Annotated in this window: 12 protein-coding genes; 6 read left to right on the plus strand and 6 right to left on the minus strand. The window is 55.0% G+C overall.

The window, feature by feature from the left end; all coding sequences use genetic code 11:
* Positions 1 to 6 precede the first annotated feature (6 nt).
* The 4 genes from MX657_RS04220 to MX657_RS04235 form a co-directional block, all read right to left on the minus strand.
* Positions 7 to 957 (minus strand): glycoside hydrolase family 43 protein, encoded by a 951-nt coding sequence (locus MX657_RS04220; protein ID WP_119916027.1) that lies wholly within the window; start codon positions 955 to 957, stop codon positions 7 to 9.
* 10 nt (positions 958 to 967) lie between these two features.
* Positions 968 to 2,365 (minus strand): glycoside-pentoside-hexuronide (GPH):cation symporter, encoded by a 1,398-nt coding sequence (locus MX657_RS04225; RefSeq protein WP_080328673.1) that lies wholly within the window; start codon positions 2,363 to 2,365, stop codon positions 968 to 970.
* Between the two features lie 164 nt (positions 2,366 to 2,529).
* Complete coding sequence (aroP, locus tag MX657_RS04230) at positions 2,530 to 3,900, minus strand: aromatic amino acid transporter AroP (RefSeq protein WP_028015528.1); 1,371 nt, start codon at positions 3,898 to 3,900, stop codon at positions 2,530 to 2,532.
* 46 nt (positions 3,901 to 3,946) lie between these two features.
* Positions 3,947 to 4,174, minus strand: coding sequence for a hypothetical protein (locus MX657_RS04235; RefSeq protein ID WP_218729195.1), 228 nt, complete (start codon positions 4,172 to 4,174; stop codon positions 3,947 to 3,949).
* Between the two features lie 263 nt (positions 4,175 to 4,437).
* Here MX657_RS04235 and pdhR point away from each other — a divergent pair, with 263 nt between their 5' ends.
* From pdhR to lpdA, 4 genes are all read left to right on the plus strand, one after another.
* Positions 4,438 to 5,202 (plus strand): pyruvate dehydrogenase complex transcriptional repressor PdhR, encoded by a 765-nt coding sequence (gene pdhR / locus MX657_RS04240; protein ID WP_006173806.1) that lies wholly within the window; start codon positions 4,438 to 4,440, stop codon positions 5,200 to 5,202.
* 123 nt (positions 5,203 to 5,325) lie between these two features.
* Entirely contained in the window at positions 5,326 to 7,989 is a 2,664-nt protein-coding gene (gene aceE, locus MX657_RS04245; protein WP_080328671.1) for a pyruvate dehydrogenase (acetyl-transferring), homodimeric type, read from the plus strand.
* 14 nt (positions 7,990 to 8,003) lie between these two features.
* On the plus strand, positions 8,004 to 9,902 hold the full coding sequence (gene aceF / locus MX657_RS04250; protein ID WP_346807423.1) for a pyruvate dehydrogenase complex dihydrolipoyllysine-residue acetyltransferase: 1,899 nt from the start codon (positions 8,004 to 8,006) through the stop codon (positions 9,900 to 9,902).
* 175 nt (positions 9,903 to 10,077) lie between these two features.
* Positions 10,078 to 11,502, plus strand: coding sequence for a dihydrolipoyl dehydrogenase (lpdA, locus tag MX657_RS04255; protein ID WP_165465407.1), 1,425 nt, complete (start codon positions 10,078 to 10,080; stop codon positions 11,500 to 11,502).
* Between the two features lie 53 nt (positions 11,503 to 11,555).
* Here the strand turns inward: lpdA and MX657_RS04260 are convergent, their stop codons facing one another.
* Entirely contained in the window at positions 11,556 to 12,347 is a 792-nt protein-coding gene (locus MX657_RS04260) for a DUF2950 family protein (protein ID WP_346807425.1), read from the minus strand.
* A 10-nt stretch (positions 12,348 to 12,357) separates the two neighbouring features.
* Positions 12,358 to 13,920 carry a DUF3300 domain-containing protein gene (locus MX657_RS04265; protein WP_346807427.1) on the minus strand — a complete coding sequence of 521 codons (1,563 nt, stop codon included), beginning with the start codon at positions 13,918 to 13,920 and terminating at the stop codon, positions 12,358 to 12,360.
* A gap of 893 nt (positions 13,921 to 14,813) precedes the next feature.
* On the opposite strand from MX657_RS04265, the gene acnB reads away from it, so the two are divergent.
* Together acnB and yacL are read left to right on the plus strand one after the other, a co-directional pair.
* On the plus strand, positions 14,814 to 17,411 hold the full coding sequence (gene acnB, locus MX657_RS04270) for a bifunctional aconitate hydratase 2/2-methylisocitrate dehydratase (RefSeq protein WP_139784175.1): 2,598 nt from the start codon (positions 14,814 to 14,816) through the stop codon (positions 17,409 to 17,411).
* Between the two features lie 154 nt (positions 17,412 to 17,565).
* Positions 17,566 to 17,928, plus strand: coding sequence for a protein YacL (gene yacL, locus MX657_RS04275; protein WP_346807429.1), 363 nt, complete (start codon positions 17,566 to 17,568; stop codon positions 17,926 to 17,928).
* Positions 17,929 to 17,950 lie beyond the last annotated feature (22 nt).

Below are 17,950 nucleotides of genomic sequence, written 5' to 3' on the forward strand. Positions count from 1 at the left end.
AAGCCGTTACAACGTATCCGCAGGCGGGATGCCGAAATCAGGCATCCCGTTTTCATTCCAGCGGACAAGCTTCAGGCGGGTATGACGGTTCGGATCGTAGAGCGGATCGCCTTCAATTTCGGTGTAATTTCTTGCGTGATACACCAGCACATCTTCCCCTTCCGGCGTTTGCGTAAAGCTGTTGTGGCCTGGCCCGTACTGGCGGTTCTCGTAGCTGGTGACGAAAACCGGGCGAGGGGATTTGTGCCAGTTTGCCGGGTTTTGCGGATCGGCATTCAGGTCTATCCACAGTAACCCCATGCAGTAGTTCTCGTCGGTCGCGCTGGCGGAATAGCTGATAAACAGCTTATCGCCGTGAACCAGCACCGCCGGACCCTCGTTGACCCAGAAACCGCGGCACTCCCAGTCATACTCCGGCTTGCTGAGCATCACCGGCTCGCCTTTCAGCGTCCACGGGTTCTCCATTTCGCAAAGATAAAGATTAGAGTTACCGGAAATATGTGGGGCTTTTTGCGCCCACAGGTACCAGCGTTTGCCCTGATGCACGAACGTGGTAGCGTCCAGCGCAAAGGTGTCGAACGGCGTTTTTATTTGGCCTTTTTCTACCCACGCGCCGGTAAGCGGATCGCTGTCGGCACATTCAACAGCAAACATACGGTGCTGGAACATCCCGAGCGCGTCGAGCGCCTGGGTGTGCGTCGCGGCAAAATAGATGTACCACTTGCCGTCAATGTGGTGCAGTTCCGGCGCCCAGATTAGCTGACTCATCGGGCCGCTCTCGGGTTTACGCCAGACAACGACCTCTTCAGCGTCGCGTAGCCCTTCCAGCGAGTCCGCGCGGCGGATCGCCAGCCTGTCGTACTCCGGCACGGAGGCAATGAAATAGTATTGCCCCTCGTGATGCAAAATATACGGATCGGCGCGTTGTTCAATAAACGGGTTTGGCCAGGTTTGCATTTAGCTTTCCTTATTTAGTCTCAGCGGCTTTAAGTTCCTGATAATCGTTCAGCTCGCGGTAGTTGGCGCGACGCTTTTCCAGATCGGACTGGATCTGCTTCATGGTTTCGCGGTCCACTTTCAGCAGACGTACCACGCCAGCGGTAATTAAGTATCCAATGCCGGGAATGACGGTAAAGAGCAGCACGATCCCGTTAATGGCGTCCGCGCTCTGCGCTTTTGCGCCCGCGTCATAACCGTACCAGGAGAGCAGGAAGCCGACCATCGCCCCGGCAATCGCCAGGCCCAGCTTCAGGAAGAAGATGTTGCCGGAGAAGCTGATCCCGGTGATGCGTTTCCCGGTTTTCCACTCGCCGTAGTCGTCCACGTCGGCCATCAGCGACCAGTGCAGCGGAGACGGGATCTGGTGCAGGATGTTCAGCAGGAAGTAGAGCACCACGATGGTAACGGTGGCTTTCGGGTCGAAGAAATAGAAGGCGCAGGAGAATACCGCCAGCACGATGTTGGTCCAGAAGAAAACCTTCAGCTTACACCAGCGGTCGGTCAGCACTTTCGCCAGCACGCTGCCAAGCATCATGCCGACCACGCCCAGGCTGATAAACAGCGTGGCGAAGTGGGTGCTCTGGCCCATCACCCAGGTGACGTAATACATGGTCGCGGCCATACGGATAAAGCCCGGGCAGACGTTGCACAGCGTCAGCAGCAGAATGCGCACCCACTGATCGTTTTTCCACACGTCTTTCAGGTCGTTTTTCAACTCGTCATTGGTTTGCACCGCCGGACGCACGCGCTCGCGCACCGTGGCGAAGCAAAACAGGAACATGCAGGTACCAATCAGCGCCAGAACGGTCATCGCCATCTGGTAGCCTTTGGCTTTGTTGTCCCCGCCAAACCAGTCGGCCATCGGCAGCAGCGTCAGAGACAGCAGTAGCGTGGCGATGCCGACCAGCACGAAGCGATACGACTGGCAGGCGACGCGCTCTTTCGGATCGTTGGTGATCACCCCGCCGAGCGAGCAGTAGGGAATGTTGATTGCTGTGTAGGTCAGCGACAACAGGAAGTAGGTGACAAAGGCATAGATAACTTTGCTGTTATAGCTCCACTCTGGCGTGGTGAACATCAGGATGCTGAACAGCGCGTAGGGGAACGCAATCCACAGCAGCCATGGACGAAACCGGCCATATTTACTGCGGGTACGGTCGGCAATCGCCCCCATGATCGGGTCCGTTACGGCGTCAATCACGCGGACGGACAGCAGCAGCACGCCGACCAGCGCAGGCGCGAGGCCAAAAATATCCGTATAGAAATAGTTAACAAACAACATGATGGCGCCGAAGATGATGTTGCATCCCGCGTCACCCATTCCATAGCCGATCTTTTCTTTTACTGACAGTTTGTTGTTATCCATCGACAGCTCTCCGGTTTACGGTATGGAGAGAATTATTTGCTGGCAAAGGAATATATGCGTTGCAGTATCAGGGCGGTGATATGGATAAATGCGCTGTGGGAGCGAAAGTGTGAGGGAGATAACAACGCGCGGCACCCGCAAAAGCAGGCGCCGCGGAGAAGGGCTTAGTGTGCCTTCATGGCATTACGGCTTTTCTGGCTAAAGAGATAGCCAACGCCAAGGATCGCAATCCAGACCGGGATCAGGTAGACGGAAATCGCCATCCCCGGCGTGATCAGCATGATCACCAGCACGGCCGCCATGAACAGCAGGCAAATCCAGTTACCCAGCGGATAGAGCAGGGCAGGGAAGCGCGTAGTCACGCCCTGCTGCTGTTTCGCGCGGCGGAACTTCATATGCGCCAGGCTGATCATCGCCCAGTTGATAACCAGGGCGGAGACTACCAGCGCCATCAGCAGGCCAAACGCCGATTCCGGTGCCATGTAGTTAATCAGCACGCACAGCGCGGTCACGATGGCTGAAACAATGATGGTATTGACCGGCACGCCGCGTTTATCAACGTTGAGCAGCATCTTAGGCGCGTTGCCCTGCTGAGCCAGGCCGAACAGCATGCGGCTGTTGCAGTATACGCAACTGTTATAAACGGAGAGCGCGGCGGTCAGCACCACGATGTTCAGGGCGTTAGCGACAAACGTATCGCCCAGCTCATGGAAGATGAGAACAAACGGGCTGGTGTCAGCGGTCACGCGCGTCCACGGCAGCAGAGAGAGCAGCACGGCCAGCGAGCCCACGTAGAAGATCAGGATGCGGTAGATAACCTGGTTAGTGGCTTTTGGAATGCTTTGCTCCGGATTATCGGCTTCCGCGGCGGTGATACCCACCAGCTCCAGGCCGCCGAAGGAGAACATAATGATCGCCATCATCATCACCAGACCGGTCATGCCATGAGGCAGGAAGCCGCCCTGTTCCCAGAGGTTGCGCACGGTTGCCTGCGGGCCGCCGTTGCCGCTGAACAGCAGCCAGCCGCCAAAGATGATCATCGCCACAACGGCAATGACTTTGATAATGGCAAACCAGAACTCCATCTCGCCGAACACTTTTACGTTGGTCAGGTTAATGGCGTTGATAATCACGAAGAAAGCCGCAGCAGAGGCCCAGGTTGGGATCTCGGGATACCAGAACTGAATGTATTTCCCAACGGCGGTCAGTTCAGCCATGGCAACCAGAACGTACAGCACCCAGTAGTTCCAGCCGGAGGCGAAGCCCGCGAAGCTGCCCCAGTATTTATAGGCAAAGTGGCTGAAGGAGCCTGCGACCGGCTCTTCTACGACCATTTCACCCAGCTGGCGCATAATCAGAAAGGCAATAAAACCGGCAATCGCGTAACCCAAAATAATGCCGGGACCGGCTGACTGGATAACAGATGCGCTGCCCAGAAACAGGCCGGTACCAATCGCACCGCCCAGTGCGATGAGCTGTATATGGCGGTTTTTAAGCCCGCGCTTTAGCTGATCGCCGTGCTGTTGAGCTTCCATTTGAAACCTCGTGTGTGGTTGTTATGTTCACGCTGTGCGTGTGTAATTATGAAAGTCCATATTCTGTATTTATTTCTTTACGGTAAACGATACCGAAAAAAGCGGTGGTGACTTCCGTAAGCGCCAGAATAGTGGTAAGCGCCTGCGAATGCACCTGCTTTATGAAGGGATGATGACCACTTGAATAAAAAGAAACCATTTGTAAATCGGCCCGCTTATTCTTCCTAACCCAACCTATAGAATAGAAATGCTCCGTAAGTGGGCGAATTTTCATTATTTGCCTTGTTGAATCGCTTCAGATTGCAAAAACCCTCGTTTCATTATGGTTAAAACTCCCTCTTTGGGAGTAATCAACTCATTTGTGCAAAGTTACATTTCTGAAACGTTATTTCTGTAAGGTTGTTAAAATGTGCAGGGTTTACTGATTTCAATCAAAACCAATATGGACAGAAGGTGAATACTTTGTTACTTTAGCGATACGAAATAGAAATTGGTAAGACCAATTGACTCCGGGCAAAAAGGCGTAAGACAGGGAATATGGCCTACAGCAAAATTCGCCAACCAAAACTATCTGATGTGATTGAGCAGCAGCTGGAGTTTTTAATCCTCGAAGGGACTCTGCGCCCGGGTGAGAAACTTCCGCCAGAACGCGAGCTGGCAAAACAGTTCGACGTTTCACGTCCCTCTCTGCGTGAGGCGATTCAACGTCTCGAAGCAAAGGGCTTGCTGCTTCGTCGCCAGGGCGGCGGAACCTTTGTGCAAAACAGCCTGTGGCAGAGCTTCAGCGATCCGCTGGTAGAACTTCTCTCTGACCACCCAGAATCCCAGTTTGACCTGCTTGAGACCCGTCACGCGCTGGAAGGTATTGCGGCCTATTACGCCGCCCTTCGCAGCACTGATGAAGATCGCGTGCGTATCCGCGAACTGCATCAGGCCATTGAACGGGCACAGCAGTCCGGCGATTTAGACGCCGAGTCCAGCGCCGTTGTCCAGTATCAAATCGCCGTCACCGAAGCAGCACACAACGTAGTGCTCCTCCATCTGCTACGCTGCATGGAGCCGATGCTGGCCCAGAACGTTCGTCAGAATTTTGAATTGTTGTATGCCCGTCGGGAGATGCTCCCACTGGTAAGCAACCATCGCACCCGAGTATTCGAGGCGATAATGGCCGGGGAACCGGAGCAGGCGCGCGAAGCGTCGCACCGCCATCTGGCTTTCATTGAGGAAATCTTGCTGGACCGCAGCCGTGAACAATCGCGTCGCGAACGTTCATTACGCCGCATACAGCAACGAAAGGATTAAGCGCCAGGTACTTTTAGAGCGCGGCAACTAAACGCAGAACCTGTCTTATTGTGTTCTTGCCCAAGAGCACAATGGGACAGGTTCCAGACAAATCAACGTATTAGATAGATAAGGAATACCCCCATGTCAGAACGTCTCCAAAATGACGTGGATCCGATCGAAACTCGCGACTGGCTACAGGCGATCGAATCGGTCATCCGTGAAGAAGGTGTTGAGCGCGCTCAGTATCTGATTGATCAGCTGCTTTCTGAAGCCCGCAAAGGCGGCGTGAAGGTTGCTTCAGGTGCAGGGGCTAGCAACTACGTAAACACGATTGCCGTTGAAGACGAACCGGAATACCCGGGCAATCTGGATCTGGAACGTCGTATCCGTTCTGCAATCCGCTGGAACGCCATCATGACCGTTCTGCGTGCGTCCAAGAAAGACCTGGAACTGGGTGGCCACATGGCGTCCTTCCAGTCTTCTGCAACCGTTTACGAAGTGTGCTTCAACCACTTCTTCCGTGCAGCGAACGAGAAAGACGGCGGCGATCTGGTCTACTTCCAGGGCCACATCTCTCCGGGCATCTATGCACGTGCATTCCTTGAAGGCCGTCTGACTGAAGAGCAGATGAACAACTTCCGTCAGGAAGTTCACGGTAAAGGTCTGTCTTCTTATCCGCACCCTAAACTGATGCCTGAATTCTGGCAGTTCCCGACCGTATCTATGGGTCTGGGTCCAATCGGTGCGATCTATCAGGCTAAATTCCTGAAGTACCTGGAACACCGTGGTCTGAAAGACACCTCCGAGCAGACCGTTTACGCCTTCCTGGGCGACGGCGAAATGGATGAGCCAGAATCTAAAGGTGCGATCACCATCGCAACCCGTGAGAAGCTGGACAACCTGTGCTTCATCATCAACTGTAACCTGCAGCGTCTGGATGGTCCGGTAACCGGTAACGGCAAGATCATCAACGAACTGGAAGGCATCTTCGCGGGTGCTGGCTGGAACGTGATCAAAGTCATGTGGGGCGGTCGTTGGGATGAGCTGCTGCGTAAAGACACCAGCGGTAAACTGATCCAGCTGATGAACGAAACCGTTGACGGTGACTACCAGACCTTCAAATCCAAAGACGGTGCCTATGTTCGTGAGCACTTCTTCGGTAAATATCCTGAAACCGCAGCACTGGTTGCAGACTGGACTGACGAGCAGATCTGGGCCCTGAACCGCGGTGGTCACGATCCGAAGAAAGTCTACGCTGCACTGAAAAAAGCGCGTGAAACCAAAGGTAAAGCGACTGTAATCCTGGCCCACACCATCAAAGGTTACGGCATGGGTGATACCGCAGAAGGTAAAAACATCGCTCACCAGGTTAAGAAAATGAACATGGACGGCGTGCGTTATATCCGCGACCGTTTCAACGTTCCAGTGACCGATGAGCAGGTAGAAAACCTGTCTTACATCACCTTCCCGGAAGGGTCTGAAGAGCACAAGTACCTGCACGAACGTCGTCAGGCGCTGAAAGGCTACCTGCCTGCTCGTCAGCCTAACTTCACCGAGAAGCTGGAACTGCCAGCGCTGGAAGACTTCTCTCAGTTGCTGGAAGAGCAGAACAAAGAGATCTCTACCACTATCGCTTTCGTTCGTGCCCTGAACGTGATGCTGAAGAACAAGTCGATCAAAGATCGTCTGGTTCCAATCATCGCTGACGAAGCGCGTACTTTCGGTATGGAAGGTCTGTTCCGTCAGATCGGTATTTACAGCCCGAACGGCCAGCAGTACACCCCGCAGGACCGTGAGCAGGTTGCATACTACAAAGAAGACGAGAAAGGTCAGATTCTGCAGGAAGGTATCAACGAGCTGGGCGCAGGCGCATCCTGGCTGGCTGCTGCGACTTCATACAGCACCAACAACCTGCCGATGATCCCGTTCTACATCTACTACTCCATGTTCGGGTTCCAGCGTATCGGTGACCTGTGCTGGCAGGCAGGCGACCAGCAGGCTCGCGGCTTCCTGATCGGTGGTACTTCTGGTCGTACGACCCTGAACGGTGAAGGTCTGCAGCACGAAGATGGTCACAGCCACATTCAGTCTCTGACTATTCCTAACTGTATCTCTTACGATCCGTCTTATGCGTACGAAGTGGCAGTCATCATGCATGACGGTCTGCAGCGCATGTACGGTGAAGCGCAAGAGAACATTTACTACTACATCACCACCCTGAACGAAAACTACCACATGCCGGCAATGCCAGCAGGTGCCGAGGAAGGTATCCGTAAAGGTATCTACAAACTCGAAACCGTTGAAGGTAGCAAAGGTAAAGTTCAGCTGCTGGGCTCCGGTTCTATCCTGCGTCACGTCCGTGAAGCAGCGCAGATCCTGGCGAAAGACTACGGTGTGGGTTCCGACGTGTACTCTGTAACCTCCTTCACTGAGCTGGCGCGTGATGGCCAGGATTGTGAGCGCTGGAACATGCTGCACCCAATGGAAACTCCACGCGTTCCGTACATCGCTCAGGTGATGAACGATGCACCAGCGGTGGCGTCTACTGACTATATGAAACTGTTCGCTGAGCAGGTTCGTACTTACGTTCCAGCGGATGATTATCGCGTACTGGGTACTGACGGCTTCGGTCGTTCTGACAGCCGCGAAAACCTGCGTCACCACTTCGAAGTTGATGCTTCTTACGTGGTTGTAGCAGCACTGGGCGAACTGGCTAAACGTGGCGAAATCGATAAGAAAGTGGTTGCAGACGCAATCACCAAATTCAACATCGATGCAGAAAAAGTTAACCCGCGTCTGGCGTAAGAGGTAAAAGAATAATGGCTATCGAAATCAATGTACCGGACATCGGGGCTGATGAAGTTGAAATCACCGAGATCCTGGTCAAAGTGGGCGACAAAGTTGAAGCTGAACAGTCGCTGATCACCGTAGAAGGCGATAAAGCCTCTATGGAAGTCCCGTCTCCTCAGGCTGGCATCGTTAAAGAGATCAAAGTCTCTGTTGGCGATAAAACCGAGACTGGCAAACTGATCATGATTTTCGATTCCGCCGACGGTGCAGCAGCTGCTGCACCTGCGCAGGAAGAGAAGAAAGAAGCCGCTCCTGCTGCTGCTCCAGCAGCGGCCGCGGCAGCGAAAGAAGTTAACGTGCCTGACATCGGCGGTGACGAAGTTGAAGTCACCGAAATCCAGGTGAAAGTGGGCGACACCGTTGCGGCTGAACAGTCACTGATCACCGTAGAAGGCGACAAAGCCTCTATGGAAGTGCCAGCGCCGTTCGCCGGTACCGTTAAAGAGATCAAGATCAACACCGGTGACAAAGTGTCTACCGGGTCGCTTATCATGATCTTCGAAGTGGCGGGTGCTGCCCCAGCTGCCGCGCCTGCACAGGCCGCTGCGCCGGCTCAGGCTGCTGCACCAGCGGCGGCTGGCGGCGCGAAAGACGTTAACGTTCCGGACATCGGCGGTGACGAAGTTGAAGTGACCGAAGTGATGGTAAAAGTGGGCGACAAAGTTGCCGCTGAACAGTCACTGATCACCGTTGAAGGCGACAAAGCTTCTATGGAAGTGCCAGCGCCGTTCGCCGGTACCGTTAAAGAGATCAAAATCAGCACTGGCGACAAAGTGTCTACCGGCTCTCTGATCATGGTCTTCGAAGTGGAAGGCGCTGCGCCTGCCGCCGCTCCGGCTGCAGCTGCAGCTCCGGCACCGGCTGCTGCACCGGCTCAGGCTGCTAAACCAGCTGCTGCCCCTGCTGCGAAAGCGGAAGGCAAATCTGAGTTCGCTGAAAACGACGCTTACGTCCACGCAACTCCGCTGATTCGTCGCCTGGCGCGCGAGTTCGGTGTGAACCTGGCGAAAGTGAAAGGAACCGGCCGTAAGGGTCGTATCCTGCGCGAAGACGTTCAGGCTTACGTGAAAGATGCGGTGAAACGCGCCGAAGCTGCACCAGCTGCAGCCGCTGGCGGCGGTATCCCGGGTATGCTGCCATGGCCGAAAGTGGACTTCAGCAAGTTCGGCGAAATCGAAGAAGTGGAGCTGGGCCGTATCCAGAAAATCTCTGGTGCGAACCTGAGCCGTAACTGGGTGATGATCCCGCACGTTACGCACTTCGACAAAACCGATATCACCGATCTGGAAGCGTTCCGTAAACAGCAGAACGCCGAAGCTGAGAAGCGTAAACTGGACGTGAAATTCACCCCAGTGGTCTTCATCATGAAAGCCGTTGCCGCTGCCCTGGAGCAGATGCCACGCTTCAACAGCTCCCTGTCCGAAGACGGCCAGAAGCTGACGCTGAAGAAATACATCAATATCGGTGTTGCGGTAGATACGCCAAATGGTCTGGTTGTTCCGGTCTTCAAGGACGTGAACAAGAAGAGCATTACCGAGCTGTCCCGTGAACTGACCACCATCTCCAAGAAAGCGCGTGATGGTAAGCTGACTGCCGGCGAAATGCAGGGCGGCTGCTTCACTATCTCCAGCATCGGCGGCCTGGGTACCACCCATTTCGCGCCGATTGTTAACGCGCCGGAAGTGGCTATCCTTGGTGTGTCCAAGTCCGCGATGGAGCCGGTGTGGAATGGCAAAGAGTTCGTGCCGCGTCTGATGATGCCAATCTCTCTGTCCTTCGACCACCGCGTGATCGACGGTGCTGATGGTGCGCGTTTCATCACCATCATCAACAACACCCTGAGCGACATTCGCCGCCTGGTGATGTAATCGAAAAGCCGGCCAATCGGCCGGCTTTTTTCTGGTAACCTCTTGGTGGTTGTGAGGTTATCGGCGAAAGCGATAATTCGTGAGCCGTTTGTTGTTTCAAAATTGTTAACAATTTTGTAAAATGCGAGCGGATAGAACGACCCGGTGGACGACGGGTATAAATTAAGAGGTCATGATGAGCACAGAAATCAAAACTCAGGTCGTAGTACTTGGGGCAGGCCCGGCAGGTTACTCCGCAGCATTCCGCGCAGCGGATTTAGGTCTGGAAACCGTCATCGTAGAACGTTACAGCACCCTCGGCGGTGTTTGTCTGAACGTCGGCTGTATCCCTTCTAAAGCGCTGCTGCACGTAGCGAAAGTTATCGAAGAAGCCAAAGCGCTGGCTGAACACGGTATCGTCTTCGGCGAGCCGAAAACCGATATCGACAAAATTCGTACCTGGAAAGAGAAAGTTATCACTCAGCTGACCGGCGGTCTGGCGGGTATGGCCAAAGGCCGTAAGGTGAAAGTGGTCAACGGTCTGGGTAAATTCACCGGTGCGAACACCCTGGAAGTGGAAGGCGAAAACGGCAAAACCGTGATCAACTTCGACAACGCGATCATCGCGGCAGGCTCTCGCCCAATCGAACTGCCGTTCATTCCACATGAAGATCCACGCGTGTGGGATTCCACCGATGCCCTGGAGCTGAAAACCGTTCCTGAGCGTCTGCTGGTTATGGGCGGCGGTATCATCGGTCTGGAAATGGGTACCGTGTACCATGCGCTGGGTTCACAGATCGACGTGGTTGAAATGTTCGACCAGGTTATCCCGGCTGCCGACAAAGACATCGTTAAAGTCTTCACCAAGCGCATCAGCAAGAAATTCAACCTGATGCTGGAAACCAAAGTGACTGCCGTTGAAGCGAAAGAAGACGGTATTTACGTTTCCATGGAAGGCAAAAAAGCCCCATCCGAACCACAGCGTTACGACGCCGTGCTGGTGGCTATCGGCCGTGTGCCGAACGGTAAAAACCTCGACGCGGGCAAAGCTGGCGTGGAAGTGGACGACCGTGGCTTTATCCGCGTTGACAAACAGCTGCGCACTAACGTGCCGCACATCTTTGCTATCGGCGATATCGTCGGTCAGCCAATGCTGGCGCACAAAGGTGTTCACGAAGGTCACGTTGCCGCTGAAGTTATCGCTGGCATGAAGCACTACTTCGATCCGAAAGTGATCCCATCTATCGCCTACACCGAGCCAGAAGTGGCATGGGTCGGTCTGACCGAGAAAGAAGCGAAAGAGAAAGGCATCAGCTACGAAACCGCCACCTTCCCGTGGGCTGCTTCTGGCCGTGCTATCGCGTCCGACTGCGCAGACGGTATGACCAAACTGATCTTCGACAAAGAGACTCACCGCGTCATCGGTGGTGCGATTGTCGGTACCAACGGCGGCGAGCTGCTGGGTGAAATCGGTCTGGCTATCGAAATGGGCTGCGACGCGGAAGACATCGCGCTGACCATCCACGCTCACCCGACTCTGCATGAGTCCGTGGGCCTGGCGGCAGAAGTGTTTGAAGGTAGCATCACCGACCTGCCAAACGCGAAAGCGAAGAAGAAATAAGTTTCTTCAGATGAAAAAAGCGGCCTGAGGCCGCTTTTTTTTATGCGTCGCGTTCAGGGTGTGACAGGCTGCCAGGTTTTATCCGGATGGTATGCGGCGAGAGCCTGCGCCTTCTGCGCCGAATCGCTGCCAAGGTCTGACTGATATACTTTATCATCCTGGTTTATCACGAAGCTCATTACGCCCGTTTGACCATAGCTAACCGGCCAGGCCACCATCGCAAAACCGTTGTCATCCGGCAGGATGCGGAAGCGATAGCCGTGGTATCCCGCACCCGGCTCTTTCGGACTGAATGCCGGGCCAAGCGGGCTTGGCGCTTCGCCAGGCGAAACGGGCCAGTACAGACCGTCCTTTTTCCCTTCAGAGCTGACAATTTTCTGCGCGTATTTCTGATTCATCGCAAAATAGCTCTGCTGGGCATCCACGTAGGCATGTAAAGCATCAATGGCGGCGAGCTCGTTACGTCCAATTTCGCGGGTCAGGATCTCCTCGGCCCCTTCTTTGATGTCAAATTGCCAGCCGGAGGCGGTTTTGATTACCGGAATGGGAAGCTGCCAGCCGCTGTCGCCGACCACAAGATGCGCCGTATCCCCTTCGACAACGGTGTTATGACGCACTTTCCAGTCGCGCAGGAAGCGATCGACCGCATCAGGATCAACACCTTCAGGTGGCAGAAAATCGCGCCAGTTTTCACCGAGCAGGTTGTTCATGGCACTTTCGTTTTGCTCACTGATGGCGCTTGCCAGCGCATTGGTCGCCTGTTCTGGCGAACTGAACGACTGCTGCGCCATAACGGTCGCCGAGACCATGAACAACACCATTCCACTGAGTAAGTTACGTTTCATGTCGGCTTCCTTAACGATGACGGAATTCACGGCGTTCAGCGCGTTCGCCAGAGAACTGGCGCGGCTGATGTTGACGAGCAGCGAGCTGCCGGCTTTGCGCACCGCGCTGCTGCTGCGCCTGCCAGTTCGCGGAGCGGCTGTCGTTGCCGCTCAGCGCATTGGCACGGGGCTGGCTGCTTCGCTGCTGGTGTGCGCGTTGCTGTGCAGGCTGGGAAACCCGTTTCTCTTGTCTTTGTGCGGCGGTCTGGCGGTTTTCTCGCTGCTGCGTAGTGGTCCGCTTCGCCGTTTGCGGTTTGGTGTCATAGCCACGGTAGTTATTGCGCTGAGAAATCTGCTTCAGCTGTTCGGCTGAAGCCTGACGCTGCACATCTTTACTTCCCGGACGCGCCGTTTGGGGGAACGTTTTGCCCGTGGATTTCTCCATCTGACTAAGGGCAGCCTGACGCTGGCTATCACGATTAACCGGTTTTTGCTGCGTTGAACTGAGCCCTGTAGCTGTGTTAGTGGAGTGGAAGCGCGTGTTGAGCTGGTTAGTCGGGTAGGGCACACCTTCACGATAGGCCGGGTTGTGCTGCCAGGTACGGTTGGCGTCCGTCAGTCGCTGGCCGCTGATCTTATTGAAGTTCTCAACGTTAATATTGATGTTGTTATCACCGTTGCGGTTATAGCCGCCGTGATTATCCCAGTCGTCATGATGATGATCCCAGTCATCGTCATCATCCCAGTCGATATTGCTGAAGATGGCATAGGTGGTGGCGACGCCCAGGCTGAAACCTAAACCGTTTACGAAGCTGTTGCCAAACTGCTCCCCGGGTGAGGGTGGGAGGTAGGTGGGCGGATAGGCGGTGTTTGGCCAGGTCCCGTAAACCGTATTGGGGTTGTAGGTGGGGACGTAAACGACCTGCGGATCGGCAGATTCTATTTTGATCACCGTTGGGGCCGGTGCGGGTGTTGTTGCTGCGGTTGTCGTTGCCTCGGTGGTGCTGGTTTTGGCCGATGCGGGTTTTGTCACGGTGGTGACCGTCTGCTGAGGCGTCGATTGTAAGGCGCCGGTCTTCTGTGCCAGCGCGCGCAGGCGTTGAACGGAATCCATCACGTCTTTCGGTTGTGCGAGAAACGCATCACCCAAATTTTGTACCCACGGCGGGTTTTCACCCATCAGGGACATCAGTTGAGGGAACGCGACCAGCGATTTTACGCTGGGATCCCACGGCTGGCTGGCAACGGCCTGAATCGCGGCGTCTCCCTCCATTTTAGGGTTGTCTTTGGACCACTGCGCTGCCTGGATAACGTTAGACGGGTAGGTTGACGCCATTAAAATCTGCGACAGCAGGGCATCCGGGTAGAGCGCGATGGGCGCAACCCATTGATCGATTTGCGCCGCAGTGTAGGTTGGCGCAGCGACAGGGGCGGGCTGGGCTGCGGCAGGCACCGGTGCAGCCGGTTGTTGTGCGACGGTGGCTGGCGCAGCGGGCTCCGTTGCGCGGCCTTTGACAAACATGACGCCTGAGGCGGCAAACAGCCCGGCACTGCACAGAAGGACAAGCAGATGTGGCTTAAAGGGCAACTTCATAAAATGACTCCAACGAGACAAGCGCTGTGCCGTGAGGCGTTACGGTTGGCGTGAGTATTATTCACCCGTCTTTTACTGTTTTGACTTTTATTGGGAAGCGTCTGGTACGTCCGGATAAAGAGTGTGAGTATTTATTACACAATTATATGCGATGCGGGAAAAACCACAGGGAATTCAGAAGGCCGCTCTTACGAGCGGCCAGCAGCTAGTTGCCGAGGTTGACGACAAACAGCACCGTGATGTCGGAAATATTCCAGCCACCGTGCAGTGCGGTAAGCAGTAAACCGATCGCAACGATCAGCGCAGTGATTCGCATCTCCATTGCGTGCGTTCCTGTACAGGCTACGCGGGTTCCTTCTTCACCGGGAAAGGCAGAACCAGGCAAATGAGTACATTGCCGCGTAGGTTACGGAACTGCTTCCGGGCCCGGTGACTGGTTGCTACACCAGCGAAGCAGGCCGGGGGCAACAGTATTACAGCCGAAATGGACTGAAAAGAGGTGAAATGCAGTTTCATCCTTTTACATTCAAAACTGGATGGCGGCTCGTAAACACAAAATATGTGCTTGCGGATCTGCATACTCAGGAGCATTATTCATGCCGAGTGCATTGCCGCAAATCTGCCAGCCCGGTGTGCTACCACCGCAAGGCAACAAATAAACCGCTACCAGGCGGTTTTTTTGTACCCAAAATTCCTCTCGTCTCCCCGCTATACCATGCTTAACGATTCAGCAAATTTTTTAATGTTGCTTTTTTGTAAACGGATTAACACTGTGCAGAAATCCTGCTATGCTGCCCGACGCGGTATCGGGCATTTATCCTACAAACTGCTGTCTCACAGGAGCGTGAAGAGAACGCCCGCCGCATATGACAATGAGAGCGAGGAGAACCGTCGTGCTAGAAGAATACCGTAAGCACGTAGCAGAACGTGCCGCCGAGGGAATTGTACCCAAACCTTTAGATGCAACCCAAATGGCCGCGCTCGTCGAGCTGCTGAAGAACCCGCCTAAGGGCGAAGAAGAATTCCTGTTAGATCTGTTGATCAACCGCGTACCGCCTGGCGTAGATGAAGCTGCCTACGTAAAAGCCGGATTCCTTGCTGCTATCGCCAAGGGCGAAGCCACCTCCCCACTGGTTACTCCTGAAAAAGCCATTGAACTGCTCGGCACCATGCAGGGTGGTTACAACATTCATCCGCTGATTGACGCGCTGGATAACGACAAGCTGGCACCAATTGCTGCTAAAGCGCTCTCTTCCACGCTGCTGATGTTCGATAACTTCTACGACGTAGAAGAAAAAGCCAAAGCGGGCAACGTCTATGCGAAGCAGGTGATGCAGTCCTGGGCTGATGCCGAATGGTTCCTGAACCGTCCAGCTCTGGCTGAAAAAATCACGGTGACCGTCTTTAAGGTGACCGGTGAAACCAACACCGACGACCTCTCTCCGGCACCGGACGCGTGGTCTCGCCCGGATATCCCACTGCATGCTCTGGCGATGCTGAAAAACGCCCGTGAAGGCATTGAGCCTGATCAGCCAGGCGCTGTTGGCCCGATCAAACAGATCGAAGCGCTTCAGAAGAAAGGTTTCCCGCTGGCTTATGTCGGTGACGTTGTCGGTACCGGCTCTTCCCGTAAATCCGCCACCAACTCCGTGCTGTGGTTCATGGGCGACGACATTCCGCACGTGCCGAACAAGCGCGGCGGCGGTCTGTGCCTCGGTGGAAAAATTGCGCCAATCTTCTTCAACACCATGGAAGATGCGGGCGCGCTGCCAATTGAAGTGGATGTGAGCAACCTGAACATGGGCGACGTCATTGACGTTTACCCGTATAAAGGCGAAGTGCGCAACCACGAAACCAATGAACTGCTGGCAAGCTTCGAGCTGAAAACCGACGTGCTGATCGACGAAGTGCGTGCCGGTGGCCGTATTCCGCTGATCATCGGCCGCGGCCTGACCACCAAAGCGCGTGAAGCGCTGGGTCTGCCGCACTCCGACGTTTTCCGTCACGCGAAAGATGTGGCCGAAAGCAACCGCGGCTTCTCGCTGGCACAGAAAATGGTCGGTCGCGCGTGCGGCGTAGCCGGTATCCGTCCTGGCGCGTACTGCGAACCAAAGATGACCTCCGTGGGTTCTCAGGACACCACAGGTCCAATGACCCGTGACGAACTGAAAGATCTGGCATGCCTGGGCTTCTCTTCAGACCTGGTAATGCAGTCCTTCTGCCACACGGCGGCGTATCCGAAGCCGGTTGACGTCACTACGCACCACACGCTGCCAGACTTCATCATGAACCGCGGCGGCGTATCTTTGCGTCCGGGAGACGGCGTTATCCACTCCTGGCTGAACCGCATGCTGCTGCCCGACACCGTGGGTACCGGCGGTGACTCCCATACCCGTTTCCCAATTGGTATCTCCTTCCCGGCGGGCTCCGGTCTGGTGGCATTTGCTGCCGCGACCGGCGTAATGCCGCTGGATATGCCGGAATCGGTGCTGGTGCGCTTCAAAGGCAAAATGCAGCCGGGCATCACCCTGCGCGACCTGGTTCACGCGATCCCGCTGTATGCGATTAAACAGGGCCTGCTGACCGTTGAGAAGAAAGGGAAGAAAAACATCTTCTCTGGCCGCATTCTGGAAATTGAAGGTTTGCCGGATCTAAAAGTGGAGCAGGCGTTCGAGCTGACCGATGCCTCCGCCGAGCGTTCTGCGGCGGGCTGTACCATCAAGCTGAACAAAGAGCCGATTATTGAGTATCTGACCTCCAACATCGTGCTGCTGAAGTGGATGATTGCAGAAGGCTACGGCGATCGTCGTACGCTGGAGCGTCGTATTCAGGGCATGGAAAAATGGCTGGCGGATCCGCAGCTGCTGGAAGCTGACGCAGACGCAGAGTACGCGGCGGTGATCGACATCGATCTGGCGGATATCAAAGAGCCAATCCTGTGTGCGCCGAACGATCCGGACGATGCGCGTCTGCTGTCTGACGTGCAGGGTGATAAGATCGATGAAGTGTTCATCGGTTCCTGTATGACCAACATCGGCCACTTCCGAGCTGCCGGTAAACTGCTGGATACTCACAAAGGCCAGCTGCCGACCCGCCTGTGGGTGGCACCGCCAACCCGTATGGATGCGGCGCAGCTGACTGAAGAGGGTTACTACAGCGTGTTTGGTAAGAGCGGTGCGCGTATCGAAATCCCTGGCTGTTCCCTGTGTATGGGCAACCAGGCGCGCGTGGCTGACGGTGCGACTGTGGTCTCCACCTCAACCCGTAACTTCCCGAACCGTTTAGGTACCGGTGCGAACGTCTACCTGGCCTCTGCGGAGCTGGCGGCGGTTGCGGCGCTGATCGGCAAACTGCCAACGCCGGAAGAGTACCAGACCTTCGTGGCTCAGGTGGATAAGACGGCGGTAGATACCTATCGCTATCTGAACTTCGACCAGCTCTCTCAGTACACCGAGAAGGCCGACGGGGTTATCTTCCAGACGGCGGTATAAAAAACGACCCCTCACCCCCAGCCCCTCTCCCCTTTGGGGAGAGGGTTAGGGTGAGGGGGGATTCTTTTTTATTTTCATTCCTCCTGCCTCTCCCGCTTTTTTTCTTTCTCTCTGCTGCGATAATTACCCTAATGGCTTTGCAGAGGAAAACGCTATGGATTACGAATTTTTGCGCGATATCACCGGCGTGGTGAAAGTGCGCATGTCGATGGGGCATGAAGCCGTTGGACACTGGTTTAACGAAGAGGTGAAAGAGAATCTCTCGCTGCTGGATGAAGTCGAACAGGCGGCAAATACGGTGAAAGGCAGTGAACGCTCCTGGCAACGCGCCGGGCATGAATACACGCTGTGGATGGATGGCGAAGAGGTCATGGTGCGTGCCAACCAGCTCGAGTTTTCAGGTGACGAGATGGAAGAGGGGATGAGCTACTACGACGAAGAGAGCCTGTCGCTGTGCGGCGTGGAAGACTTCCTGCAGGTAGTGAATGCCTACCGTGAGTTTATGAAACAGAAGTAACTCCCCGAAGCGTCCCTGCTTC

Source organism: Enterobacter chuandaensis, assembly GCF_039718975.1.
Taxonomy (GTDB): domain Bacteria; phylum Pseudomonadota; class Gammaproteobacteria; order Enterobacterales; family Enterobacteriaceae; genus Enterobacter; species Enterobacter chuandaensis.